The sequence below is a fragment of the uncultured Methanobrevibacter sp. genome (assembly GCF_902801725.1).
Lineage (GTDB): Archaea > Methanobacteriota > Methanobacteria > Methanobacteriales > Methanobacteriaceae > Methanocatella.
The window spans coordinates 29568-56524 of the sequence record NZ_CADCJB010000004.1 but is presented as its reverse complement, the minus strand read 5'-3'; the positions used below and the strand labels follow the sequence as shown (position 1 = coordinate 56524).

18 protein-coding genes are annotated in these 26957 nt (G+C 34.2%); 9 read left to right on the top strand and 9 right to left on the bottom strand.

Going from position 1 to position 26957, the window contains the following annotated elements:
• The first annotated feature begins 251 nt into the window (after nt 1–251).
• Together QZV68_RS01315 and QZV68_RS01310 are read left to right on the top strand one after the other, a co-directional pair.
• On the top strand, nt 252–1052 hold the full coding sequence (locus tag QZV68_RS01315) for a polysaccharide deacetylase family protein (protein ID WP_296877835.1): 801 nt from the start codon (nt 252–254) through the stop codon (nt 1050–1052).
• A 123-nt stretch (nt 1053–1175) separates the two neighbouring features.
• Entirely contained in the window at nt 1176–2543 is a 1368-nt protein-coding gene (locus QZV68_RS01310; RefSeq protein ID WP_296877833.1) for a hypothetical protein, read from the top strand.
• A gap of 27 nt (nt 2544–2570) precedes the next feature.
• On the opposite strand, the gene QZV68_RS01305 is transcribed toward QZV68_RS01310, so the two are convergent.
• From QZV68_RS01305 to QZV68_RS01295, 3 genes are all read right to left on the bottom strand, one after another.
• Nucleotides 2571–2948 (bottom strand): GtrA family protein, encoded by a 378-nt coding sequence (locus QZV68_RS01305; RefSeq protein ID WP_296877831.1) that lies wholly within the window; start codon nt 2946–2948, stop codon nt 2571–2573.
• 13 nt (nt 2949–2961) lie between these two features.
• Nucleotides 2962–3891, bottom strand: coding sequence for a glycosyltransferase family 2 protein (locus QZV68_RS01300; RefSeq protein ID WP_296877829.1), 930 nt, complete (start codon nt 3889–3891; stop codon nt 2962–2964).
• 148 nt (nt 3892–4039) lie between these two features.
• Nucleotides 4040–4843, bottom strand: a complete 804-nt coding sequence (locus tag QZV68_RS01295) for a DUF2207 family protein (RefSeq protein WP_296877828.1) — start codon at nt 4841–4843, stop codon at nt 4040–4042.
• 231 nt (nt 4844–5074) lie between these two features.
• Here QZV68_RS01295 and QZV68_RS01290 point away from each other — a divergent pair, with 231 nt between their 5' ends.
• Nucleotides 5075–6013: a bile acid:sodium symporter family protein gene (locus tag QZV68_RS01290; RefSeq protein WP_296877826.1), complete on the top strand. Its 939-nt coding sequence runs from the start codon at nt 5075–5077 to the stop codon at nt 6011–6013.
• 429 nt (nt 6014–6442) lie between these two features.
• Nucleotides 6443–7873, top strand: a complete 1431-nt coding sequence (locus QZV68_RS01285; RefSeq protein WP_296877824.1) for a TrkH family potassium uptake protein — start codon at nt 6443–6445, stop codon at nt 7871–7873.
• 86 nt (nt 7874–7959) lie between these two features.
• On the opposite strand, the gene QZV68_RS01280 is transcribed toward QZV68_RS01285, so the two are convergent.
• The 6 genes from QZV68_RS01280 to feoB form a co-directional block, all read right to left on the bottom strand.
• On the bottom strand, nt 7960–10230 hold the full coding sequence (locus QZV68_RS01280; protein ID WP_296877821.1) for an ABC transporter permease: 2271 nt from the start codon (nt 10228–10230) through the stop codon (nt 7960–7962).
• Between the two features lie 4 nt (nt 10231–10234).
• A complete protein-coding gene (locus tag QZV68_RS01275) occupies nt 10235–10939 on the bottom strand; it encodes an ABC transporter ATP-binding protein (RefSeq protein WP_296877819.1) in 705 nt (234 codons plus the stop codon).
• A gap of 107 nt (nt 10940–11046) precedes the next feature.
• Nucleotides 11047–13194, bottom strand: a complete 2148-nt coding sequence (locus QZV68_RS01270) for a heavy metal translocating P-type ATPase (RefSeq protein ID WP_296877818.1) — start codon at nt 13192–13194, stop codon at nt 11047–11049.
• A 27-nt stretch (nt 13195–13221) separates the two neighbouring features.
• Complete coding sequence (locus QZV68_RS01265; protein WP_296877816.1) at nt 13222–13488, bottom strand: DUF6110 family protein; 267 nt, start codon at nt 13486–13488, stop codon at nt 13222–13224.
• Nucleotides 13489–13755: 267 nt separating this feature from the next.
• Nucleotides 13756–13986, bottom strand: a complete 231-nt coding sequence (locus QZV68_RS01260; RefSeq protein WP_296877814.1) for a FeoA family protein — start codon at nt 13984–13986, stop codon at nt 13756–13758.
• Between the two features lie 107 nt (nt 13987–14093).
• Nucleotides 14094–16154, bottom strand: a complete 2061-nt coding sequence (gene feoB, locus QZV68_RS01255; RefSeq protein WP_296877812.1) for a ferrous iron transport protein B — start codon at nt 16152–16154, stop codon at nt 14094–14096.
• Nucleotides 16155–16387: 233 nt separating this feature from the next.
• On the opposite strand from feoB, the gene QZV68_RS01250 reads away from it, so the two are divergent.
• From QZV68_RS01250 to QZV68_RS01230, 5 genes are all read left to right on the top strand, one after another.
• Nucleotides 16388–17395, top strand: a complete 1008-nt coding sequence (locus tag QZV68_RS01250; RefSeq protein ID WP_296877810.1) for a tetratricopeptide repeat protein — start codon at nt 16388–16390, stop codon at nt 17393–17395.
• Nucleotides 17396–17907: 512 nt separating this feature from the next.
• The gene (locus QZV68_RS01245) at nt 17908–19272 is read left to right on the top strand and encodes a hypothetical protein (protein WP_296877808.1); all 1365 of its coding nucleotides are present in this window, start codon (nt 17908–17910) and stop codon (nt 19270–19272) included.
• Between the two features lie 38 nt (nt 19273–19310).
• On the top strand, nt 19311–25655 hold the full coding sequence (locus tag QZV68_RS01240) for a hypothetical protein (protein ID WP_296877807.1): 6345 nt from the start codon (nt 19311–19313) through the stop codon (nt 25653–25655).
• Nucleotides 25656–25845: 190 nt separating this feature from the next.
• On the top strand, nt 25846–26772 hold the full coding sequence (locus QZV68_RS01235; RefSeq protein ID WP_296877805.1) for a type II secretion system F family protein: 927 nt from the start codon (nt 25846–25848) through the stop codon (nt 26770–26772).
• Nucleotides 26772–26954, top strand: coding sequence for a class III signal peptide-containing protein (locus tag QZV68_RS01230; protein WP_296877804.1), 183 nt, complete (start codon nt 26772–26774; stop codon nt 26952–26954). Before QZV68_RS01235 ends, QZV68_RS01230 begins: the two co-directional genes overlap by 1 nt.
• Nucleotides 26955–26957: the final 3 nt, after the last annotated feature.

The following is a 26957-nucleotide window of genomic DNA, read 5'->3' as shown; positions in this document are numbered from 1 at the left end:
TTAAACATTGCTCATAATTTAATATGCTTGATAATGTTATTTAATTTTTCGATGATTTCGTAAAATATTTTTGGATTGGACTCAAAATAATGACTAAATGTCAATAAGCTACATCATGTAAATTTTTCATTGGATTTAATCTGTTTAATTAAGGTTATCAGGATTTTTTTTTTAAATCATAAGTTATATTATTGATGGCAAATAAATAAATCATTTAATCACAAATTTTAAAAAATCTGAAGAGGGATAAGATGATATTGCTGAGTTTTGATATTGAAGAGTTTGATGGACCTCTAGAGCATGGCGTTGATTATTCTTTGGAAGAAGGTATGGAAGTGTCTGTAGAAGGTACAAACAAGATTTTGGATGTGTTAAAGTCCAATGATGTGTGTGCAACATTCTTTTGTACAGGCAACTTCGCTGAAAATGCTCCTGAAGTGATGCAACGCATTATGGATGAAGGCCATGAGGTGGCATGCCATGGTGTGGATCATTGGCAACCGAAGGAGACTGATTTTGCACTGTCAAAGGAGATTGTTGAGCAGGTTACAGGAATCACTGTCAATGGTTACAGACAGCCCCGCATGTTTCCTGTGGTGGAATCTGAAATTAAACGAGTCGGTTATCGTTATAACTCTTCACTTAATCCGGCATTCATTCCTGGCCGTTACATGAATCTGAAAACTCCAAGAACTTGGTTTATGAAGGATGGGGTGATGCAGATTCCCGCTTCAGTAACTCCATTGCTGCGTTTTCCGTTATTTTGGCTATCCTTGCACAACCTGCCTGAAGGATTATATCACTGGATGGTTCGTAGGGTACTTCGTAAAGACGGTTATTTTGTGACTTATTTCCATCCATGGGAGTTTTATGAACTAAAAGAACATCCTGAGTTTAAAATGCCTTTTATCATACGTAATCACAGCGGGCATGACATGGTGGAGCGTTTGGACCGTTTGGTTAAGATGTTGAAGCAACAGGGTCATAGGTTTATAACTTATACTGAGTTTGCAGATATTCACAGTCAAAAAAAAGTGGATGACAATGAGTGAACTGCTATTTTTTTTCACTATTAAAGTGCATATGGTACAATTTTAAATAATATTTTTGTTAAATATATCAATATGTACGAAAAAAGGGATCTTTTAGGGAAAATATTTTTTGGAGTGGCAATTTTGGTATTGCTTTACATGTTCATCTCTCCCTTGACTAATATGTTCATAAATGTTGATGAATACTGGACTTACAGTTTGGTAAATCTTCCATTTATGCAGGGTATGATCGTAGCAGTTCACGATGTTCATCCTCCATTGTATTACATGATTTTGTATTTATTTGCCCCTTTTGGCTTAGCTAATCTTTATCTTTCAAAAGTTGTTTCAATAATTCCATATATTCTTATAATGGTGGTTTCAGCTACTAAGATCAGGAAAGATTATGGCTGGCTGACTGCAGGGTTATTTGTTTTTTGTTTAGGATTAATGACTGATTTTTTTATTGAGTTTTTAACAATTAGGATGTATTCATGGGGTTTATTCTTCGTTTTAATGTCATTTATTTATTATAAGGAAGTTATAACTCATTGGGATAGGAAATCTTGGGTGTTACTGACTTTATTTACGCTTTTATCTGCTTATACACAATATTTCTTTGCAATTACCTGTGGATTGATATATTTGCTGATTTTGGTGGAAATTCTAAACAACAATAAGGATAAATTAAAACAGTTTGGGAAATCCGTTTTGGCGTTGATTATTTTATATGCTCCGTGGATGATTGTTTTTGTTCATCAAATCCAAACTCAGTCCGGTGAGCCTAATGAGGGTTTTGAATTGGTCAATGCAATACATTATCTCACAGCATTTGCAATCAAAAGCCAAAATTTTGAATTTGAAATGATTATTTTTAAATTGGTTGCATTTGCATTTTTGGTTCTAATTTTGTATTTAATATATCAGAAAAAAGACAGATTTGCAGGTGCAGGTGTATTTTTGATGTATGCAACAATTGCAATTGGAATAATCTCTTTGATGTTTTCTTTTTCCAATACAATGAGAATAAGATATCTTGTTCCTGTATTTGGCATATTTTGGCTTTCCGCTTCAATTTTAATAGGCAAAATTGAAAATAAAAAGATTTTGATGATTGCACTTATCTTAATAATGGTTCTGGTTGGTGCAAGTTTGGCGATTACAAATGATGATATCAATTCCAGGTTGGAATTCAACGAAAAGAAAGCTAATTTCCTTGACAGCATTAACAATAATGATAGTGTCATTGTCTACAATACTGATTACGGTTATAGGATTCTGCATAATGATTTGAACAAGACTAAACAGTATACACTGTCCGGCCAATATTTCTATGATGATGATGTGGAGTTTTCCAAGGACTTTAAAGGTATCTTAAAGAACAATACGGGTAAAAAGGTTTATCTGGTCAATTGGAAACTCAAGGAATCAAATAAGAAATTTGAAAAGAACTATAATTTGACTAAAGTCTATGATGCTGACCATTATAACTTTAATTTAGTTAGAAATTAAGTGCTTCATGCACTTATCTTATTTTTTTCATTCGTTAAAAACTATTAATTTTGATAAAACGTAATTTAAAATAGTTATTATGATTTCAACAGCGATTTTTGATATAGTATTATTGATTAATAATAAATCGATGAAAACATACAGTAAAGCAGTATCGAGTGCACCTGAAAATATTCTTCCTCCAAAGAACAGTACCATCTCTTTTAAAATATTTGGACTTTTGCTTTCAAATACCCAAATTCTATTGGTTACGTATGCAAACAGTACTGATAAAAACCAGGCTATGATATTTGAAATAATGTAATTGACACCCAGATGTTCAAGGACGAAGTAAACAACAAGGTTTACAAGGGTTGTTAAAGTTCCAAAAACAACATATAAAAACAGTTCTTTATCCAGTCTCATTTAAATCACATAATTATATATCGTCAATGTTTGATTCTTTAACGATGAAAATTGGTCTATTTTTAGTCTCGACATAGGTCTTTTCAAGATATTTGCCCAAAACTCCAATGGATAATAATTGTATGCCTCCTAAAAATAGTATCACGCACATTATTGTGGGATAACCTTGAACGGGGTCGGAATAAATCAGATATCTAATTACAATAAAAATCATGTAAATGAAGGCTATAATTGAAATTATTGTACCGATAAATGTTGAAATTGATAGTGGAATTGTTGTAAATGCGACAATACCTTCTATGGAGTATTGTACCAATCCCCAAAATGACCATGTGGTTTCACCGGCCACCCTTTCAATATTTTCATAGGGAATCCATTTGGTGTTGAAGCCCACCCAGTGAAACAATCCCTTTGAAAATCGGTTGTACTCCGGCATCTTCAATATCGCATCGACGACAGGTTTTCTCATCACCCTATAGTCCGTTGCGCCTTCCGCCAGATCCATATTGGTGATTCTGTTGAATACCTTGTAGAATAAATGGGAGAAGAACGATTTGATTTTTGGTTCGCCCTTTCTTGAAACCCTTCTTGCGGCAACAACGTCATAATCTTCGTTGTATACTGTTTCAATCATTTCAGGAATCAAACTTGGAGGATGTTGCAAATCCACATCTATAAGGCATACCAAATCTCCGGAAGCATTTTTTAAACCTGCATAAATTGCAGATTCTTTACCAAAATTCCTAGAAAAAGAGATGTATTTGATGTTTGAATTTTCATTGGCCAATTTTTTAATCTTTTTTAGAGTATTGTCGCTGGATCCATCATTAATGTATATTATTTCATAATTCTGGTCGGCCAATACTTTTTGAATCTCTTTAAAAAAAATTTCTACGGATTCCTCTTCATTAAAACAAGGAACAACAATACTCAATAAATCCATGATATAATATTTATTGGAAATATTATAAATAATTTCCAATTGATAACTATGATTCGTTTAAATTTTCATGATTTCTATCATTTTGTGGTCAATAATAAATTGGGAAAATGACTTTTTCAGTGATTTTTAACAATTGTGGCGGGAGTTGTCATCCTCCGCCAGGAATTGTATATTTGTCATTTATTCCGTAAAATATTCCATCTCCTTTTCGTTTTTTGCTAACATTTAATAATGCATTATTGAAGATGATATTTAATAGTTTATAACCATCTTTATCAATGAAATTGGTTAATGGAGTATTATTTTCTCTATTTTTCAATGCATCTTTTTCAATATCAAAGCAGGATGCATATATCATTTGCATTGAATTTTCATCTTCAGATTCCGGAGGGTATTTTTCGGTTAAATCTTTTGATTTTAAATAATTTTCGAATCTTTTCCATTCTTTTTTGATTTCTTTTCCATTTTTTGTTAATTTGCCGTTTTTTAGGAACTCCCTATAATTTTCACTGTCATATGCATTTTCATTTTCGATGGCTTTAACATATTCGGTGAAGTCTCTTTCAAATTTATTGGCAATTGATGTGTTATTGCTTTGTTTTGCCATTGCTTTCAAGTTGAATTTTTTATTTTTATTCATGTTCTTAAGTAATTTAATGGCTAATGTTTCGGAAGTTTTTAACTCTCCTTTATTTGTAATTCTGAGAGTTATTTTTTTCATTTTCTCCATATCTTCCGGTGTTAATTTTTTACCCACTTCATATGAATCATCCAAATCAATGTCACATTTGATTTGGTCTGCATTGATTAAATCAAGTATTGTAAGGGATAATGATTCGACACTAATTTCATTATTTTTTGCATATACTGCATTTATAATGGAATATGAATCGTCACTTGGTGGATTTTTAATTTTTTCGTTTTCCTGGTTATTGTTGCTTAAACCTAACATTTTAGCACTTCCCGAAAAGTTGTATTCAATTTAAATTTCCAAATTTTTATCTTGGACAATTTTTATGTCTCTTAATTCTTGCAATCAGCTAGTTTTGAAGAGATTTTGAGAATTCTCATTTGATAGTTGATATTTTAATGGGAAGTATATATATAGTTTTTTAAATGAACATGTTTGAATGTAGATTTAAAACGAGTAATTTATTAACGGATTACTATTAAATATTAAATTATGAAATTAATTTTTAAATTAATTGAAAAATATTTTTTCATAATTATTTTATTGGCTGTTGCGGTTTCGTTAATCTATCCCAATTCGTTTAAATGGGTATTAAGTAAATATGGTGACATAAATATTTTAAATTTGCTTTTAGGTATCGTACTTTTTACAATGGGTACTACTTTAAAGGTAGATGACTTTGTTAATGTATTTAAAAATCCTAAAGAGGTTGCTGTTGGAATTTCAGCACAGTATCTCATAATGCCACTTATTGCGTTTGCTCTTGCAAATATTTTTTCTCTGGACGGGGGATTGGCAGTCGGATTAATTCTCGTTGGAACAGTGCCTGGGGGAACTGCATCTGATGTCATTACTTTTCTTGCAAAGGGGGATGTTGCATTATCTGTTTCTTTAACTGCAGTATCCACTATATTTTCACCGATTTTAACTCCTATTATTACTTTGGTTTTAATAGGCAATCAGATTCATTTCAATCCAGCGGATATGTTTATTTCAATTCTTGAAATTGTTATCATTCCAATTATCATTGGTTTGATATTAAATTACAAGTTTCCCGATTTTTGTTTGAAATTAAAGGATTATTTACCGACCATTTCTTCAATTGTAATCTGTTTAATTGTTGCAGGAGTAATTGGTGCTAATAAACAGGCTATATTAACTTCATCAGGAATAATAATTATTGTTATTGTATTGCAATACTTCTTAGCAATGTTGCTTGGATTTGGTGTAGGTTATTTGGCTGGAATGGGTAAAAAACAAATGATTACAGTAGCTATTGAGCTTGCATTTCAAAATTCAGGCCTGTCAACAGGTCTTGCAAAGACCCATTTTCCAAGTTTGTCTCAAGCAACAGTTCCGGGAGCTTTATACTCTGTCTGGCAGAATTTTGCAGGATCAATTCTTTCATATGTATTTAGAAGATTTGTTTAGATTATTTTTTAAGCCGGCAGTTCTTAAAGGGCATATATTGGCTATTGAATCTATGGCATCATTGTTGACTTTAATCCATGATTTTGGTGCTTTCTGCCGATACAATTTGGCTGATATTTCCCTATTGTCTTGTGGCATATATCTCTTCAACCAACAGAAAATTTGGTTTGTGGGGTAAGCGGTGTTATTGTCAATGTTTGTGCAATTAAGTTAAATATAAATATGGGATGTTCTTTTTAATTAGTCATAAAATTGATGATTTTGATGAGGGAGTTGTTCCATTTTTACACTTTTTTTTTTAAAATTTTTAATGGGCATTGGTTTTGGGGGTAATGATTAGGGTGTATGTTGAATATTTTCAAGGTAAATATCAAGATTTAAATATTTAATCATATCAATATTTATATGTATTTTTTTGAGTGTGTGGATATGAGGTTTGTTAATAAACGGGATTTATTTATCATTGCTAGAAACTCCGGCATATTGATGATTGGGATAGGAATAATGTGTCTTGTTCCGATTATTGTTGATTTGATATATCTGGAATTCAATGCAATGTGGTTTGCCATCCCTGGATTAATCTCCATATTCGTCGGTTTGATTTTTTCAAAGGTATTGAATAAATATGATATTGATAGGATACGCCCAAAACATGGAATGATTATATCTGCACTGTCATGGCTATGGGCATCAATAATCTGTGGTTCGGTATTTTATTTTGTAACAGGTATAAGTATTGTAGATTCTATTTTTGAAAGTATGTCTGCTTTAACTGGAAGTGGAATTACAATATATGCTGATGTAGAAGTCTTGCCTCATAGTATATTATTTTTCAGAGCATTTCAACAATGGATTGGTGGTTTAGGTATTATAATGTTGATAATATCTTTTCTATCAAAGCCTGGAACTACATCATCAAGATTATATCAGTCCGAAGCTCGTGAAGACCGTATCAAACCATCCACAAAAGCCACAATCAAAGAAACAATAAAAATTTATTTAATTTATACTCTTTTTGGTATTATTCTTTATATTATTGCCGGAATGCCTGTTTTTGATTCAATTTGTAATACGTTCAGTACCATTTCAACCGGTGGTATGAGCGTTAAAAATGCCAACATCGGATATTATCAAAGTGATTTAATTTATATGATTACAATCATTCTAATGATATTGGGTGCAACAAGCTTTCTTGTTCATTATAAGATTATCAAAACACGTGGAAAATCCTTGATTGAAGATTTGCAATTTAAAGTATTGATTTCTGTAATAGCATGTGTCAGTTTATTGGTATTTTTCATCTCAAATATTGTTCCAATGGAAATTTTATTCCATGTAGTTTCTGCCATTACAACAACGGGGGCAAGTATTCAAAGTTCGACAGTAATGGGAACCTGGCCTGCGAATATTATCATTATTATAATGGCATTGATGCTTGTGGGAGGTTCTAATGGATCTACTGTAGGTGCAATTAAACTGATGAGGGTAATCACATTTTTTAAAGGAGTATATAAAAATTTGCGTGAGGTATTTTCTCCCCGCAGTGTAATCAACCTGAAAATTTCCGGTAAAAACGTTTCAGATAAAAATGTGGCAGAAAGCGGAAATTATATAACTCTTTATTTACTCTGCATTTTGATTACATGGATATTGATGTGTTCATATGGTCATGACCCTTTTAATTCATTGTTTTTCACTATTTCTATGCAGGGCAATGTAGGTTTGGAAATTGGGCAAATGTCACAGGTAATTGAATGGCCATTGAAGGTTGTTGGCATATTTGCTATGTGGATTGGAAGATTGGAAATCATTCCTGTCCTGTTTACGTTCAGAGCATTTTTTGAAATCTTTAAAAGGTAATTTCAATAAGCAAAGTCTTAACTAATTTTAATCATTTTTGAGTATAAATTAAATATGGTGATGGTTCAATCAATAAGTTGGGCTGGCTATTCGCTGCTTTTAAGCGATTCGACCATATCTAGTTTTTTAATTTTACGTGAAAACATTAAATTTACAAATATGGATAATGAAAATGTTATTGCAGCGGTTAGTATTATATTTGTAAGGGATATTGAAGGTAGAATGTAAAACGAATCTCCTGATGATTCCCACATGACTTTTAATATATAATAACCAACCGGAATCCCCAATAGGAATCCAATAGTTGTAAACCATAAGTTCTGTGTTAAAAGCAATTTTCTCAAAGCTCCAGTTTTAAAACCCAAAACTTTCAGTGTTGCTATTTCACGTTCGATTTCCGTAAAGGATAATAATCCTAAATTATACAATACTACAACCGCCAGAAGTGATGCAAAGAATATTAAAATGTATATCAATAGCCACATTGCTTCTGTCAGTTCATCCCAACTTGAGGTCATATCGTTCATGGAATTGGTTGTTTTAATTGTTGAGTAATTCCTATCAATATGTTCTGTTGTTACTATGCCTGTTGGAGTGTAATTCAAATCTAGTTCTTCTAATTTGTCTGAAGACATTATAAGTCCTTGTGATGTCGGATCGGCATGAATTTTATTAATTTTAGTTTTAACCCATTTGTCCGAACCCATAATGTGCCACTTTACAGTATCTCCTACGCCAACATCAAGCATATCTGCCATTTTTTGTGAAATGGAGATTTCATCATCTTCTATTTTGATTTTATTCCAGTCATAATCTGTTGGAGTTACCAAATCAGTGTGGTTTAAAACCAGCAATGATCCTGATTTCTTCGCCGAATCCGATTCGATTTCTATAGAGTTTTCCATTATTTTGTCGCCGTTAACTTCTTTTGCAACATTGTCGATTTCTGAAATGCTTGCTTCTTCATCAATGACCAGTTTTGAATCATAATGATTAATTTGATTAAATTCCCATTCTTTCAAATCGTTCATTCCATCATACATTCCAAATGCTGACACTAAAAGTGCAGTGCAGCCAATGACTCCAATTATTGTCATCAATGCTCGGAATTTGTTTCTTTTTGTATCCCTATAATTCCAACGTGTATTGAATGATAAACGATTCCAAAGTCCTAATTTTTCAATCATGCCGGATGAAGATACTTTAGGGGCTTTTGGCTTTATGGTATCTGCAGGTTTCTCATTAAATATGCTTTTGACTGCATAATATGAAACCAGTATTGACATCATAATCATTGCCAGTGCAACATAGAAAAAATCCATGCTCCAAGCGGGTTTCCATGAAGGCAAGATGTATGTGGCACTCATTGATGGATAAAATAACTTTGGTAATGTCAGGGGGCCTATGATTAATCCTAAAATGGAACCGGCTAGAACCAACCAGAAACCATAGGATACATAATGAAACATTATGGATATGTCTCTGAATCCACATGCTTTTAAAATACCGATCTGTGTTCGCTGATGTGTTATTATCCTTGTCATTGTTGTTAAAAGAATTAACATTGCAATTAGGATAAATACGACTGGAAAAATTCCTGCCATCATTTGATGCTGGTCCATTTCCTCTGAAAATTGACTTACACTTGTGTGTTCGGACCGTTCAACGAATGAGTTGTACTTTCCGTCCATCTTTTCAGACAACAGACTGCTGAAAGTTTCTGCTGTTCCGTCAAATTTAACGTTTAAAACATTGTATGGTACAATTTCTGACGGAAATGCTTTATAGCTCATATATGCGAATCCTAATTTGGAAAAATCAGGAATTACTGAAGATTTTGAAGCGTGATAAACATATTCCGGAGAATATCCTATGCCTTTAATTTCCTTTTCAATTTTAAAGCCGTTAAACTCAAAAGTGATATTGTCTCCAACTTTAATGTTTTTTGCATCAGCAAAACTTTTGTCAAGCCATACTCCATCACTGTCGCTGATGTTCAATGGTTCGCCTTTGATTAAATAAAATTTGGATATTGTATTGTTTTCAACAAAATGCAGGGTAATTTCGGGATCATTTGAAAAATTCGCAACAGAATCAACAACCAATTGCCTTTCCATTTCGGTTGTTGGACCTAATGTATATACTTCATCCAGGAATCCTCTGTCCAAGTTTGCAGAGTAAATCCAACCGTCGGCAAGGTTGGTGCTGCTGTAATAATCATTGCTGTTTGCCTCAAGGCCTTCTGATTCTCCGCCAACACCAGCAAAGACAAATACTCCTAAAAATGCCATTAGAAAAATGGACAGAAATTGGGTCTTATGCTTTCGAATGTCTCTTATCATCTTTTTAAAAAGCATCAAATCACCATTCTAATTCAGTGACTTTCTTTGGATTGTCGTTCACTGAAATGCTTTCTATTTGCCCATTTTTAATTCTAATTACTTTATCTGCAGCTTCTGCTAAAATTGCATTGTGTGTTACAATAATGACGGTAGTTTCTTTGTTGTTACTCATGTCTTGAAGTAATTTAAGAATTAAAACGCCAGTTTTTGAATCAAGCGCTCCTGTTGGTTCATCACATAAAAGCATTGTTGGCTGTTTTGCTACAGCTCTTGCAATGGATACTCTTTGCTGTTCTCCTCCAGATAATTGTGCTGGAAATTGATTTGCATGGTCTTTTAGTCCAACAGAGTCAAGAACATCCAATCCATTGATATTCACATCAGCAATGTCTTTCATCAGTTCAATATTTTCCAATGCTGTTAAATTTGGAATCAAATTATAAAACTGGAATATAAATCCTACATTTTTGGCCCGATATCCTGTAAGCTGATTGTCTGAAAATTTTTCCACATGATTGCCGTTTACGATAATTTCTCCTGATGTGAGTGTATCAAGACCTCCCAACAGGTTTAATAATGTTGATTTTCCTGCACCTGATGGGCCTAAAATTATAACGAATTCTCCTTTATTGATTTTAAAATTAACATTGTCCATAGCTTTTAAAATATGGTTTCCAGAGTTATAGATCTTGTCCACATTTTTAAATTCAATAATTGTACTCATTAACGGTACCTTCCTAAATAATTAATCATGTTTTTCGAGCTGTTTTTACTAAAAATGATAGTCTCATTTTCTAGTGGATGAAGCTCGTGTTCAAAAAAAAGAAAGGATTAAGAAATATCCGCTATTTCAGTAGCTTCTACTTCTATACCTTTTGAAAAATCATCATCTTTTAAAACAGATTTGGTGCTCATTACTCCAAACAGCATTGTGGAGAGATTGTGTATCATTGATGATGTTGATGGAGGAATTACACCTAAAACACCTAAAACAAGAAGGCTTCCATTTACTGCAATGATATTGCGATAATTCTTGTTGATTTTATCTAACATTCCAACACTTAATTTTCTGAGTGTCACAAGGTCATATAAATCATCGGAGAGTAATGATATGTCTGCAACTTCACGAGCAATATCTGATGAATGTTTCATTGAAACGGATACATCTGCAGCTGCAAGGGCAGGTGAATCATTAATGCCGTCTCCAACCATAATTACTGTTTTTCCCTCCTGTTTTAATTCTTCAACGATTCGTGACTTGTCTTCTGGAAGTACCTGTGATTTATAGTCTGTGATGCCTAGTGATTTGGCACTGGATTTTGCACCACTTTCACTGTCTCCAGTAAGCATTATGACATTTTCGATGCCCAAATCTTTAAGTTCTTCAATGACATATTTTGCTTCTTCGCGCACAGGGTCATCAATGCAGATTAAACCTTCAAGCTTTCCATCAATTGCCAAATAAACTACAGAATGTTCCGAAGCTTTTTTGACTGCTTTTTTCTCCTGGCTTTTGGTCACTTTCACTTTTTCATCATCAAATAAAAAGTGTTTGGATCCAATAACTGCGCGTTTTCCATTGTATTCCGTTACTATTCCATGTGCTACAATGTATTTAACTTCACTGTGGTCTTCTTCATGTTTTAGACCTTCCTGTTCGGCTTGCTTTACGATAGCTGTTGCGATACTATGTGCGAAGTGCTCTTCAATACAGGCAGCCATTCTCAGAATGTCGTCACGTTTATATCGTCTTGACATTGGAACCACTTCAACAACTTTTGGAGTTGCCTTTGTAAGTGTTCCGGTTTTATCAAATATGATTGTGTCTGCATTAGCATAGTTTTCTAAGAATTTTCCGCCTTTTATCATCATTCTATTGTCTGATGCTTCTCTCATTGCGGATATAATGGATAATGGTGTTGTAAGTTTGATGGCACATGAAAAATCAACCATCAGTACTGATAATGCTTTTGTTGAATTTCCAGTAATTAGATATGTTAATGCGGTTGCAAGGAAACTATATGGAACAATAGAATCGGCTAGTTTTTCAGCCTTACTCTGGGTATCGGCTTTCAAATCTTCTGAATTCTCAATCAAATCAATAATCTTGTTTAGTCTTGTCTCTTTATTCATCGAATAGACTTCAACTATCAGATTGCCTTCCTCTATAACAGTTCCTGCATGGACTGTTTTTCCAGGTCTTTTATGAACGGCCAATGGTTCTCCGGTCATTGAAGCTTCATTAACCATTCCTTCACCTTCAATTACTTTCCCGTCGACAGGTATGACATCGCCCATATGGACTTTGATTCTATCTCCCTTTTCAATATCAACAGCAGGGCATTGTTTTTCCTCACCGTCTTCTCCTACTACCCATACAGTGTCAATGTTCAAAGCCAAGCTGTCTTTTAGTGTACTTTTGGCTTTCTGTAATGTGTAGTCTTCAAGCGCATCGGAGATAGACAATAAGAACATCATTGAACTTGCAGGGTTATATTGCTTTTGAAGCAATGCGCCGGTTACTGCCGCACTGTCAAGAAGTGCAACATCAATTCTAAAACTAGTTAAGCTATCTAAACCATGCCAAATATATTCTGCAGCATTATAAATTGTTAATGCATTTCTGATTGGTATTGGTAAAAATATTCTATAAACGACTCTATTAAAAATCATTTTGGTCAATTTAAGATAGAAATCGTCTGTAATTTCTCTTGAAGTTTGTGCCTGTGTCGGCTCCGCTTCGAATAGGTCATCTAATGTAATGCCATCCAGAATATTGAAAATTTTTTGTCTGTTTTCAGCATTTCCATCATAATATATTAAAATGCTTCCATTTCTGTGGGAAGTATATACTTCATGGATAAAGCTTTGATTTGAAAGTAATGAAGCAAGGCCATAGCCTTCCTCTTTTGTGAAAGCCCATTGGCCTGAACGAACCCTTAAGCGAGATTTGTTGTCATACATTACTTGATATTTCATTTTTCTATACCTTGAAAAAAAATAAGATTACTCTTCATCTTTTATGTAAATCTCTTTTTTTTCTTCTTCGTGAGCATCAATTACAATTTCTTCTGCGTTTTCTCTCATGTCTTGAAAACATTCTTCAGCATCTTTTCTAGCAGACATTATTGTTGCCATTCCTTTGGTTGCAGCATCTTTTACTGCATCGGATTCTAATACTTTTTTACCAATAACTGCAGTAGCGATTCCTGCAGCAAAAATTAATGCATGTTTATGTTCGTAACATTTATCAAAAATTTCATTGCGTCTCATTTTTTACAACTCCCTTTCTAAAAATTAATTTTAATCTTTTTACTTGTTTTTATTCTATTTTTTAGTTTGTTAATAATTTCAAATTCCTCTTCAAATTCTGGATGGTTACCAAATCCACAGTTGGGACAATGAATCTGATTACAACAGTCATGTTTTCCGCAGCTAGTGCAGCCACGATTTTCTAATTTGTTTTCATCAAATTCAAAACCACACATACGGCATTTCAGGATAACACCTCCAATAAAAAAATATGGAAAATACTGAAGATTATTCCACTTCAATATTTTTCGCCTCTTCTTTTCGAAGACAAATGTCATATCCTTTTACACTCATTTCAATAGGATCTCCTAAAGTAGCAACTTTTTTAATGGTAATTTTTGCTCCTTTAATAAAACCCATGCCTAATAAGTGTCTTCTCAAACCCACATCACCAGTATCATGGTATTTGACCAGTGTTACTGTTTCACCAGGTTTTGTATCCTTTAAAGTTTTTGTCATTTTTCTATTCTCCCTTAAAGTTTTGGAATGATGGCTGTAAATTTCAGTCATCATCCCTTGGAATTTCAACACCTCTGATTCCACTTCTGTTGCGCATCAATAATCACCTATCCGAATCCTGCAAGCAGGCCGACATTGTAGATTATAAATGATACGATATATGCTGTTACTAGTGTAATACCTGACATTATTAAAGGCCATTTGAATCCGTTTGTTTCTTGTTTTATTGCTCCGATTGCAGCAAAACATGGAATGTACAATAATGTAAATGCCATGAATGAAATTGCAGACAGTGGGGTAAATAAACTTGCAACCATTGCATCCATCGCATCCGTATCCGCTTCGACGTCTTCAACACCCGATAGCGTTCCTAGTGTGGATACAACAACTTCTTTTGCAACCAAACCGGTAACTATTGCAATACCTGCTTGCCATTCTCCGAAACCGAGAGGGGCAAAAATTGGTGAAACCGCTGTACCGATCATTCCTAATGCACTGTCGGCAGATGCATATTCAACACCAAACGGTACGCTGCTTAATACCCAAATAATAATTGTCGCTATAAGGATGATGGTACCTGCTTTTTTGAGGAATCCTTTTGTCTTTTCCCAGGTGTGTAGTAAAACACCTTTTAGTGATGGGATTTTATAAGTTGGAAGTTCCATAACGAATGGTGCGGACATGCCCTTAAACATTGTCCTTTTAAGAATGGCCGCAACGATAAGTGCTACGACAATACCCAGAACATACATTGAAGTTACAACAAGTGATTCCTGAGTTAAAACGAATGGTCCAAATTTAAATACTGGAATTGCAGTAAAGAACACTGCTGTGAGCATCAAATAGATAGGCATTCTTGCACTACATGACATGAATGGTATAAGCATCATGGCCAGCAGACGGTCGGATTCGTTTTCCATTGTTCTGGTTGCCATAACTGCAGGCACTCCACATCCAAATCCTAAAATCATAGGTATAAATGCCTTACCGTGAAGTCCGACAATCTTGTGCATGATGATGTCTAATGTAAAAGCAGCTCTTGCCAAATATCCGCTATCTTCCAATATGCTCAGCAATAGGAATAATATGATGATTTGAGGTAAAAATACAAGCACTCCTCCTACACCACCTATAAGACCGTCGGCAATGAAGGAACCTAAAATTTCGTTTCCAGCACGTTCTGCTAAGTATGGTCCCAACCAACCGAAAAATTCATCAATTGCATCACAGAAAGGAGCGGATATTGTGAATGTCAAATGGAATAGTAAAAATATCACAATTAGAAAAATAAACGGTGCAAGAATCCTGTTGGTGACAATCTTATCTATTTTGTCGGTTGTGGTTTCTTTTTCTACAGCAGGTTTTTTAACCGCTTCTGCCATTAAACCGTCAATGAATGCGTATCTTGCATTTGCGATAACTTCTTCAGGACCTTCCTTATAGACGTCATACAGATGTTTACTTACTTTATCTACTTTGACTAATATTTCAGATCCGTACTTTGAATTCTGCACTTTATCTATAACTATTGTGTCTTTTTCTAGTAATTTGACTGCAGTCCAGACTGAAGGAACATCCAATAGGCTTTCATCCTTTTCGATGACTTCCTGAATTTCGGATAGATGTCCTTTGATATCATTGCTGTATGATAGTTTTTTGCTGGAATCAATCGGATTTTTTGACTGTTTTTCAACGGTGTTCAATAGTTCTTCAAAGCCGTCTCCGTTTTTTGCATTGATTTCAATTATTGGAATCCCCAGTAGTTCACTCATTAAATCAATGTCTATGATATGTTCTTTTTTCTTTGCAAAATCGTTCATGTTAAGTGCCATTACTAGATTGGCACCTAATTCCATCATTTGTACTGTTAAATATAGATTACGTTCTAGATTAGCAGCATCCACTACGTTAACAATAACATCAGAGTCATCATCCACGATGAAATCCCTTGATACGATTTCTTCCATGGAATGAGCACTTAATGCGTAATTACCCGGTAAATCAATAACATCATAGTCGTAGCTTCCATGCGAAAAATGCCCTTCTGCTCTTTCTACAGTTTTTCCAGGCCAGTTTCCTACATGTTGGCGCATACCGGTTAATCGATTGAAGACAGTAGTTTTCCCCACATTGGGGTTTCCCGCTAATCCTACAATTAGTTCTGTCATTAACCTTTTTCTCCCATTTTTATTAACAATGGATAATATCCTTTTGAAGTATTATCCTGTTTTTTAAAAAAATATTTTTTTTAGGTTGCCATCCCCAAATTTTAGGCAAACCTAAATATTTATTCATTAGATTTTATAGTATTTAAAGTTTAGGTTAACCTAAAACTATTTATTATTAAAGGGAGATAGATATAAAGTAAATGAAATTTTTTTAACTTTAAAAGGATGATAAGATGAGTAATGCCATTGAAACTGCAAAGCAATATATTTCTGACAATAATTATCAAGATGCCCTTAAATTGGCTAGAAAAAGGCATGGAAAGGATGCGGTTGAAGAGTATTTGGCAATTTTGGATCTATTAATAAATGCAGATTATCTGCTTGCACTCGAAGAAAAAGGATTGTACTATCAGTATTATGATGAATCTCATGATGATGGGGATTACGGTGAAAAATACTTTGACCAATACCTGAAAATACAGCCCAACTCCGTAAATGTGTTATGTGATAAGGCATTGTCCAGATTTAACAAGGGATATGTTGAAGAATCTTTAGGATATATGGATGAAGCCCTAAACAAATACGATTCCTATGTTTCCATTGAAGAGCCAAGAATAACCAAAAGTGAAGTTTTGATGAGCAAGATTAAATTGCTGATAAATGCTAAAATGTATGATGATGCATTAACACAGCTCAATCAATATGAAAAGGAATATGGTGAAGATGATGAATCCGACTTGTACATGGGAATAACTCTTCAAAAAACAGGAAAAAACAATGAGGCACTGGAATACTTGGATAAATCTCTTCAAAAGGAAGGTACTATAGTGGGAGTTAATGCAAAAGCCGATGCATTTTATGAACTTGGACAGTACGATGAAGCTTTGAAATATTATAAAAGATGTATTCCTTTTGAGGGTAAAATTGAAGACGATTTGGAATTGCAGACCAATTTCAATTACAAGGCAGCATTCTGTTGTGTGAACATGGGAAATGATGCAGAAGCCGTCAAATATCTGAATAAAACAATCAATATGCTAAATGAACATGGAAGACTTCCAAACGACATTGAAGCAATTTATCAAAAGTGTTCATTCGAAAAGGAAAGAATCATAAAGGCAGGCAATGTCAAGGATGAGGAATTCGGAAAAACCAAATTCTTTTCCATTAGAACCTCCCTGATTGCATTGGCAATAATTCTGGTTTTGTATGTTGTCTTGCGATTTTTTGGATATCATTGAAATTGGTATCAATTTCATCAATTTATTTAACATTATTAAGTGAAAAAAAATTCAGGAATCCTCATCCTCTTTTGGGGGTGGTGGTTCAAGCACCTCGGTCATGCAAAACATTCTATAGTTGGGTGTAAGACAATTAATGAAGAAATATTTGACCAGAACACCGGACAACTGTCATATTCAATATAATCATATTTAATTAAAAAACCACCGGAGACAACTGGGATTAGGTATGGAATGTTATACACTGTATATGTTTTCAGTGAAAAAGTTGATTGTGATGTGCCTATTGAATGGATTTGGTTCAATTTTTTTTATTTTTTTGGGCATTTTAATAGGTCACCAAGTTATTTTTTTAGATTATCTTCAAAATTTTCTTATTTTCACTAATAAAATTTATATAATATTTAAAAAAAATATTATATATGAGTAAATGGTTTAATGATTATTTACTTGATTAACTTAACAATTTAAAGGGGGGTGAAAATACGAAAAGCAAAAAGTTAATCTTTATATTGACAATTATAATTCTTTTAAGTCTAAGTGCTGTAAGCGCTGCTGAAATTGAAGATAATCCAAGTCCACTGTCCGCTAATGAGAATAATGATGTTCTAAAAGCGCCAGGTGATGGTACTTTTAAAAATTTAAGAGATGATATTAATAATCAATTGGTGAATGATCCTCAAAATGTTAAATTAGATAAAAATTATACATTTTCTGATAGTGATTTGCAAGGCCCTATTCCTATCGAGCCTAATTCAGGAATCGATATTTCGGCATCATGCACCATTGATGGGCAAAACAATTATGTTGATGGAAATCATCTTTCAAGAATTTTTACCATCTCCGGGGATAATGTTGTTTTAAAAAATATCAAATTTTTAAATGCAAATCACACTGCTGTATGGTTGACCGGTTCTAATTGTATTATTGATAATTGTACTTTTGCAAATAACTCCATTAATGGTAGTGTTGATTATCATGGTGGAGGTGCTATCTACTGGAGGGGTACTGGCGGAAAAGTAATTAATTCTGTTTTCAATAATAACTCCGTTATAGATGGTGATGATAAGCATGCTCGGGGAGGATCTATTTTCTGGACTGGAGATGATGGTAATGTGTCATACTGTAACTTTACTGATGATTATTCAAAAAAACATTCGGCTTCAATCTCCTGGGGGTCTCCTATGGAGCAGATAATTCCTGAAAATGGATATGTGTATAGATGTAATTTTGAAAGAGGTGCTACATTATATAATGGGGCTGCATTAAACTCAAACTCTAAAAAGTTTAAGTTGATAGAATGTAACTTCACAAATAATACTGCAGTGCATTCTCCTATAGTTATTGAAGATGATGCTGTGAATTCTCTTGTTTCACACTGTAATTTTATAGGTAATAAGGTTATTTATGATGATACATATCCTGCTGATACTGGGGAATTTTCTGCCACAGGTGCTTTGGAAGTTCAAGCTCCAAATGCAACTGTCGAGTATTGTAACTTCATTAACAATACTGCAATTGAAACTGTATCTGCTCCTAATGGGTATTATGTTGGTGCTTTAAAAGTGGATGGTGGCTCACATTACACTAATGTGTCCTACTGTAATTTCATTAACAATTCCGCTACACATTATGCGGGAGCTATTGAATGGCAAGGGACCTATGGAACTTTAAAACATTCTAACTTTACGAATAACTCCGCAACTGAAGGTTATGCTGGAGCTGTATATTGGCGTGATTCTGGTTCCAATGGAACTGTATTATATTCTGATTTCACTAATAACTCTGCTGATGGAGATGGTGGTGCTATTTATTGGGAAGGTGCTTCTGGTACTGTTTTCGGTTCTAATATTTCACTAATAACTTCGCTGAAATAAATGGTGGTGCTATTCAGTGGGATGGTGGTTATGGTAATGTGTCCTGTTCTAATTTCACTTCTAACTCTGCTGAGGGAGATGGTGGTGCTATTCATTGGAGTGGTGGTTATGGTAATGTGTCCTGTTCTGATTTCACTAATAACTTCGCTGAAATAAATGGTGGTGCTATTCAGTGGGATGGTGGTTATGGTAATGTGTCCTGTTCTAATTTCACTTCTAACTCTGCTAAGGGAGATGGTGGTGCTATTCATTGGAGTGGTGATTATGGTAATGTAACCGTTTCAAATTTTACATTGAATAATGCTACTGCTGGAAGTGGTGGTGCTATTTATTGGGAAGGTGATTATAGTGCTATTTCATATTCTGATTTCACTAATAACTTCGCTAAAAATAATGGTGGTGCTATTAATTTGTATAGTGATGATTGTACTGTTTCCTATTCCAATTTCACTTCTAACTCTGCTGAGGGAGATGGTGGTGCTATCTATTTAGAGTGGACTGCTTCTGTGACAGGTTCTGTTTTCATTAATAATAATGCTACTAAGGGTGGTGCTATCTATAATGTAGAAGATGATTCTGAGGTAGTTGATTCTAATTTCACTTCTAACTCTGCTGAGGAAGATGGTGGTGCTATTTATTGGGATGGTGATTATGGTACTGTAACCGGTTCAAATTTTACATTGAATAATGCTACCAATAATGGTGGTGCTATTAAATGGTATGGTGCTTCTGGTACTGTTTCTGGTTCTGATTTCACTTCTAACTCTGCTGAGGGAAATGGTGGTGCTATTTATTGGGAAGGTGAATTTGGTAATGTTTCCTATTCTAATTTCACCGGTAATTCTGCTAATAATGGTGGTGCTCTCGATTTGAACTATGCTACACCTGTAAGTAGTTCTGATTTCACTAAGAATGTTGCTACTAATAATGGTGGTGCTATACTTATTGAAGATGATTGGAATAATGTAATTGATTCTAATTTCACCGGTAATTCTGCTAATAATGGTGGTGCTATATACTGGGGATCTGATTATGGTTCTATATTTGGATCTAATGGAATTTTAAATAATTCTAACTTTGCCAATAATGCTGCTACTGAAAATGGTGGCGCAATTTACTATTTTGCACCTGATCAGGATATTGATTATGCAAACTTCACTGGAAATACTGCTTTTTATGGTGGTGCGATTTTCACTGAGGCTAGTAATATTGATATCAATGTAACTTATTTCAACGATAACAATGCAACTAATGGGTCTGCTATTTATAAAACAAAGGATGCTACTGGTTTTAATATTGCGAATGCATTATTTGAAAGAAACCAAGCACACAGCAAAGCAATCACAATCGATATTAAAGGTAATGAGACTTATGCTTTAGCTAAAGTCACTGTCAATATTACCATGGAGGCTAATGATAACATTGCTAATGCAATTTGGAATGACGGTAGTAGCGATTCAATTAAGTTGTATAATATTCAATGTGAATTTTCTGCTGATAGTAAGGGCCGTGCTCTAAAATCCTTCAATACTGGAGATTATGCTTATCCTACAGATGGTTTTAAAAATGCAGATAGTATTTGGCAAAGCCCTTATGAGGATGCTCAGCTTATAGATATCATAATCAGAAATGAAACTGGTGTTATCTATAACCTTACTGGAGGTATTGAGCCTACTAATAATAACGGTCTTCTATCTGCACTTCCTGATGACTCTGGTCTAATTGTAACTAAGACAGATGGATCAATTACTATTGAATTCAATAGTCTTAACGCAGGCAAATATACTGTTGATGCCGTCCATAATGAGGACAGGTATTACAAAGAGGTTGGAAATCAAAATTCATTTGTAATTTATGATGTGGTTTTAAACGTCACTAAAACTCCAGATGTCCATGTCACATTAAATGACTCTTTAGTCAACTTCACAATCGTTGTAAAAAATACTGCTGATGCAGGAAATGCAACCAACGTTAATTTGACTGATATATTGCCGGCCACATTGATTTTTGAAAAATGTGGTGTGGTTAATGCTAATGGTGCTCACATAACAAACACTACTCGCAGCAGTGGTGTTGAATGGAGTATTTCCAATATTACTGCCGGCAAAGAGGTAATCTTATGGATTCAAGTTCGCACAAACGGATTGGGTCCATTGGTTAATAATGTTACTGTTTACTGTGATGAAAACGCTACAAAGGCCAATGCATCTGGTGTTGTAAATGTTGGTCCGGTTATTTTAGAAATCAACAAGACTGCAAATGTCTCTGAAGTTACTTATAATAATCTTGTGAACTTTACTATAACTGTTAACAATACAAATGCAAACGGTCATGGCATTGATGCTAATAATGTAACTGTTGTTGATGTATTACCTGAAGGCTTGACAGTTGAAGACGCTGGAGTTGTTACTCCGGGAATTGTTGCTAAATGGAATAAAGGTGACCTTCCGGGATATAGGGAATTTGTCCAATGGAATATTTCCAAAATGGCCAGAAATTCTGTTGTCGAATTATGGGTTTCTGTTCGCGTTAATTTCGGTTCTGATGTAAAAACTATATTGACCAACAACGTTAATGTGACCTGTGAGGAAAACAGCACTGAAGTTAAAAATAAAACTGATATTACTTACATTCCGGCAGATTTATCCATTACTAAAGAGGCTAATGTTACAGTGGTTACCAACAATACTTTGGTTAATTACACAATAATAGTAAATAATACTTCAGAAATTAAGCTGACTAATGTAGTTGTTAAGGATAGAATGCCTTCAGGTTTGAGCTTTGAATGTGGAATTATTGACTGCAATGGTAACAGCATATCTCTTTCAGATGGTAAAACAATAACTGTTGAGCTTGGCCAAACTTCAGCCTACCGTGCAGATGTAACCCTTAATCTGACTTATCCTCAGGAGGATACTGAAATTGAATGGGATATTTCCGAAATTGCTAAAAATTCATATGTTAAATTATGGGTTGTTGCTCTTGTTAACACTACCGCAGAAGGTACACTAGTTAACGTTGCAAGCGCTATTTCAGATGAAATTCCTGAAGAAAGGAATGATGATGCTTCCATTGAAGTTGTTCCTGTAGTTTTAAACATTACTAAAAAAGTTGACGTTTCTCCTGTTGCTAACAATACTGTTGTAAACTTCACCATTGTTGTAGGTAACGACGATTTGGGAAATGCAACTGATGTGATTGTCATTGACCAGCTGCCTGAAGGCCTCACATTTGTCGATGCAGGTGTCAGGAAAAATCAAAAGGTTCAGGTTACTTATCTTGGCCAATATAATAACGGTGCTAAATGGAATATCTCAAAATTGAACAGCAAGGAAGTTGTTGAATTATGGATTGCTGCACGCACAAACGTAACTTCTGCCAAAACTTTAACCAACTATGCAACCGTAACTTCTAAAGAAAACGATACTGAAGTTAAGGCTCAGGATGATGTTGAAGTTTATGATATCATTTTGAATATCAATAAGACAGCCAATGTTACAGTTATAGGTAACAATTCTTTAGTAAACTACACAATTGTTGTTTCAAATTTCAATAATGTGGCAGCTACCAATTTAACAATCTGCGACCAATTGCCTGAAGAGTTGATCTTTGAGGATATTGCTTCGGAAGGTTATTCTTATAATCCGTCTACTCGTGTTATTTCATGGAAGTTAACTAAGTTAGATGCCAATGATATTCACAGGTATTATGTTGTTGTCCGTACCGGAGGTATTGGTGCAATAACTAATGCGGTAAATGTCACTTGTAATGAGAATAGGACTGAAGTGAAAAATACTACAAAGATTAATGTTGAGCCACTTAATTTGACTATTGTGAAATCCACTAATTTAACTGAAAATGCAAATGTCAGTGATTTAATCAGATTTATTATTAACATAACAAACAATGGTCCTGCAAATGCAACCAATGTTGTTATAAGTGATGATATAATGACTGTATTTGACATTATGGAAGTGGGCAACAACGGTCAAAGGGATGGTAACAAAGTCACTTGGACAATTCCAGAATTGGTTAAAGGTGAAACTAAAAGCGTTTATGTTATTGTTAATGCTACTAAGAATGGTATCTACAAAAACGTCGCTGTTGCAAACTGTAATGAAAATAATACTAACGTTTCAAGCGAAATTCCTGTTATAGTATTGCCTGCCGTTGCATTTGAAATCATAAAAACCGCAAATCCTGATGTTGTAAGGGTTGGTAATAATGTTACTTTCACTATTACCGTTACTAATTTGGGTCCTTCCAACGCTACTGATGTAAATATTACTGATGTATTGGATGATGCATTTAAATTTGATGGTAAAAGCACTACTGTGGCTTGTGATTTCGATGGCAAGACAATCGTTTGGCATATTGGCAATTTAGAAAACGGTTCCAGTTTCAGTGTTAGTTTCAATGTAATTGTTTTGACTAATGGAACATTACCTAATGTTGCTACTGTCAATTCAACTGAAAACACAACTGGAGCTTCTAACAGTACCAATATTACTGCAATTCCTGTTGTTGATTTGAAAATCAATAAAACTGTGGATAAAACAAAAGTCACTGTTGGTGATGAAATAACATACATTATTATCATTACTAATTTAGGTCCTTCTGTCGCTACTAATGTAAATGTTACTGAAAATATGACAGGTAACGTGAAAATTACCGACATTAAAGGCGATGGAGTATATAATCAGGATGAAGGAATTTGGTATGTCGGCACTCTAAATAAAGGAGATATAGCTAAATTAACAATTACCGTAAAAACTTTGGCATTCGGCAAAGTTGAAAACGTGGTTGTCGCAAACTCCACACAGGAAGATAGGAACACTTCAAACAATAAGTATTCATGTGAAAATGTCACTGTAAACTACCCTTCATTGGTAAATGGAGTAAATGTTACTGTGGTATATGGAGATCCTATCAATGTGGATTATAATAGTACTAATGCCACTGAAGTTTCCTATGAAATCTATGATGAATTGGGCAATATGGTTGCTAACGGTACTGTAGGTCCTGATGGAACTATCTCTGTTAAGCAATTGGATGTTGGAAATTACATTGTTTACTGGAATAATGCTGTTGATGAAAATCACATTCCTGCAAATAACATTTCCAGCATTAAGGTTTTACCTGCTCCTTCACTTGTCAACGGAACTGATGTGACAGTAGATTATGGCAATCCTATTGAAGTTCCATACAATAGTACTAATGCCGCTGAAGTTACTTATCAAATCTTTGATAAGGATGGCAATCCTATTGTAAACGGTACAGTTGGTCCTGATGGAATTATTCCTGTTGATCAATTGCCTGTCGGTGAGTATCTTGTTAATTGGACTACAATTGTTGATAAAAATCATATTCCTGCAACTAATACATCTTCAATTACAGTTTTACCTGCTCCTTCACTTGTTGAAGGTGAAGATGTGACTGTATATTATGGTGACCCTATTAGGGTGGATTATGACAGTACTAATGCTACTGATGTCGTTTATGTGATTTACGATAAAGACGGTAAAGTGGTTGCAGAAGGTACTGTTGGTCCTGATGGAATTATTCCTGTTGATCAATTGCCTGTCGGTGAGTATCTTGTTAATTGGACTACAATTGTTGATGGAAATCATATTCCTGCAACTAATACATCTTCAATTACAGTTTTACCAATTCCTACTCATGTGAGCGTTGGTAATGTGACAACTTTCGCAGGCAAAGAAGTTACTATTCCAATTAAGGTAACTGCAGATGACGGTAAGCCTTTCACTGGAAAAGTTACAATAAGATTCCCTGATGGCAGTACTAAAGTTGTAAATGTCATCAACGGAAATGGAAAAACAACTTGGTTTGTTCCATACGATTACACTCCGGGCAAATATCCTGACCATGTCAGATTTGCTGGAAATGAAAAATACTTGCCTTCTGAAGGTGACGGAACAATAACTGTAATAAAAATCCCAGTTGATATTGTAGTAGGTAAGGTTACTGCAAGACTGGGTGATGATGTTACAATTCCTATAACGGTTATTCCTCGTGATGGATCCACATTTAATGGAAAAGTTACTGTAGAATTGCCTGACGGAACTAGAAAGGTTATTGATATCGTCAACGGTAGGGGTAAGATACCTTGGACAGTTCCAAAAGACTATAAGCCTGGAACATATCCTGTAAAAGTGTATTCCAATGAAACAAATATCTACTATCCTGCAAATGGAACAGGTACGGTTACTGTTATTGTAGATCATCCAGTTGATAATGTTACTGCTCAAAAACCGGCTGATTATTCTAAATCTGGTTTGGCTAAACATGAAACCGGTAATCCAATATTGGTATTGATTGCTGTTTTAGCACTCTTAGGCGTAAACATTAAAAGAAGAAAATAAAATTTAAACACGTTTAAGGAGTTTATTTATAAACTCCTCTTTTTTTATATTTTTCATTGTTTTTTCTGTAAAATGCATTTTAATTCTATATTGATTGTATTTATTTTTTATTAAAGGATTGTTTTTACTTTGTAAAACTTATTTTGAATACAACCAACACTTTATATGTTTTGATATCTAATATTATTTTATGAAATTTAAAATAATTAATGATTTAGCAGTATTTTTAGATAATATTATTCCTGAAAAGTATTTATCTAAATTACAGGAATTTTTACTAAGTGGAGCCATTTTTACAGAAGCGAGTAAAGTTTTGGCAATTGTTATAATTTTCATTATAATTTCTGAAATTGTTTTGGCATTAACATTGGCTGCTGTTGGCTTGCCGGTATCAGTAGTGATTTTGCCGTTTTTCGTAATTCCTGGCCTTTTCACATATGTTATTGTTCGGCAAGAAAAAAGAGCGCAGGAAATTGAAAAGACTGCACCTGATTTTTTAAGGCAATTGTCAAGCATGTTGCAGGTTGGACTCAGCTTTGAAAATGCAATGGAGGATATGTCCCAGTACGGTGAAGGGCCCCTATACGATGAAATGAGAAGATCAATTGTTGAAATTCGAATGGGTCGTAATTTCGATGATTCGTGGAGGGCAATGAGTAAAAGATTAAAATCTTGGGAATTGGAGAGAATTTTTGACATTATTTTGGATGGTCGTAAAAGCGGTTCCAGCATATCTAATGTGCTTTTTGAAGTTTCAGATGATTTGCGTGATTTGCTTGCACTAAAACGCGAGAGAAAATCAACTGTGATAATGTCTGTCATGTTTCTTTTAATTTCGGCTATTGTCGCTACTCCCTTTGCAATTGGGATGGTTGGTGTTTATTCGGGATTTATGCAAAATTATGGGATGGAATCGGAGATTATTTTAACAGCACCGATTGCAGGTGAAATATATTTGATTATCCATTCGATTCTGGTTGCATTTATTATCAGTTTGATAATGTATGGTGAATTTAAAAAAGGAATTAAATTCTCGTTGCCTTTGGCATCAGCATCATTCGGTATTTTTTATTTGGTATCCACTTTTGGTGGGTCTTTTTTAATGGGGGGATTCTAATGGATAATGATGCACAGGCTTCAGCGGAATTTATATTGCTATTTGGCGGAATTATGGTGGTGGTTTTGCTGGCAATTTATATGTATAAAAGTTATATGGCTGATTTAGGTGGTCAAATTAATTCAAAAGAAGTAAAAGAATTCAACGGTGAATTGAATGATTTGGGAAAATATTTCAAATAGTTT

What these genes read in the sequence shown, in the direction of transcription:
- QZV68_RS01315 (WP_296877835.1), top strand. Translation starts at nt 252, where the DNA reads ATGATATTGCTGAGTTTTGATATTGAAGAGTTTGATGGACCTCTAGAG.
- QZV68_RS01305 (WP_296877831.1), bottom strand. Translation starts at nt 2,948, where the DNA reads ATGAGACTGGATAAAGAACTGTTTTTATATGTTGTTTTTGGAACTTTA.
- QZV68_RS01300 (WP_296877829.1), bottom strand. Translation starts at nt 3,891, where the DNA reads ATGGATTTATTGAGTATTGTTGTTCCTTGTTTTAATGAAGAGGAATCC.
- QZV68_RS01295 (WP_296877828.1), bottom strand. Translation starts at nt 4,843, where the DNA reads ATGTTAGGTTTAAGCAACAATAACCAGGAAAACGAAAAAATTAAAAAT.
- QZV68_RS01290 (WP_296877826.1), top strand. Translation starts at nt 5,075, where the DNA reads ATGAAATTAATTTTTAAATTAATTGAAAAATATTTTTTCATAATTATT.
- QZV68_RS01285 (WP_296877824.1), top strand. Translation starts at nt 6,443, where the DNA reads ATGAGGTTTGTTAATAAACGGGATTTATTTATCATTGCTAGAAACTCC.
- QZV68_RS01280 (WP_296877821.1), bottom strand. Translation starts at nt 10,230, where the DNA reads ATGCTTTTTAAAAAGATGATAAGAGACATTCGAAAGCATAAGACCCAA.
- QZV68_RS01275 (WP_296877819.1), bottom strand. Translation starts at nt 10,939, where the DNA reads ATGAGTACAATTATTGAATTTAAAAATGTGGACAAGATCTATAACTCT.
- QZV68_RS01270 (WP_296877818.1), bottom strand. Translation starts at nt 13,194, where the DNA reads ATGAAATATCAAGTAATGTATGACAACAAATCTCGCTTAAGGGTTCGT.
- QZV68_RS01265 (WP_296877816.1), bottom strand. Translation starts at nt 13,488, where the DNA reads ATGAGACGCAATGAAATTTTTGATAAATGTTACGAACATAAACATGCA.
- QZV68_RS01260 (WP_296877814.1), bottom strand. Translation starts at nt 13,986, where the DNA reads ATGACAAAAACTTTAAAGGATACAAAACCTGGTGAAACAGTAACACTG.
- feoB (WP_296877812.1), bottom strand. Translation starts at nt 16,154, where the DNA reads ATGACAGAACTAATTGTAGGATTAGCGGGAAACCCCAATGTGGGGAAA.
- QZV68_RS01250 (WP_296877810.1), top strand. Translation starts at nt 16,388, where the DNA reads ATGAGTAATGCCATTGAAACTGCAAAGCAATATATTTCTGACAATAAT.
- QZV68_RS01235 (WP_296877805.1), top strand. Translation starts at nt 25,846, where the DNA reads ATGAAATTTAAAATAATTAATGATTTAGCAGTATTTTTAGATAATATT.
- QZV68_RS01230 (WP_296877804.1), top strand. Translation starts at nt 26,772, where the DNA reads ATGGATAATGATGCACAGGCTTCAGCGGAATTTATATTGCTATTTGGC.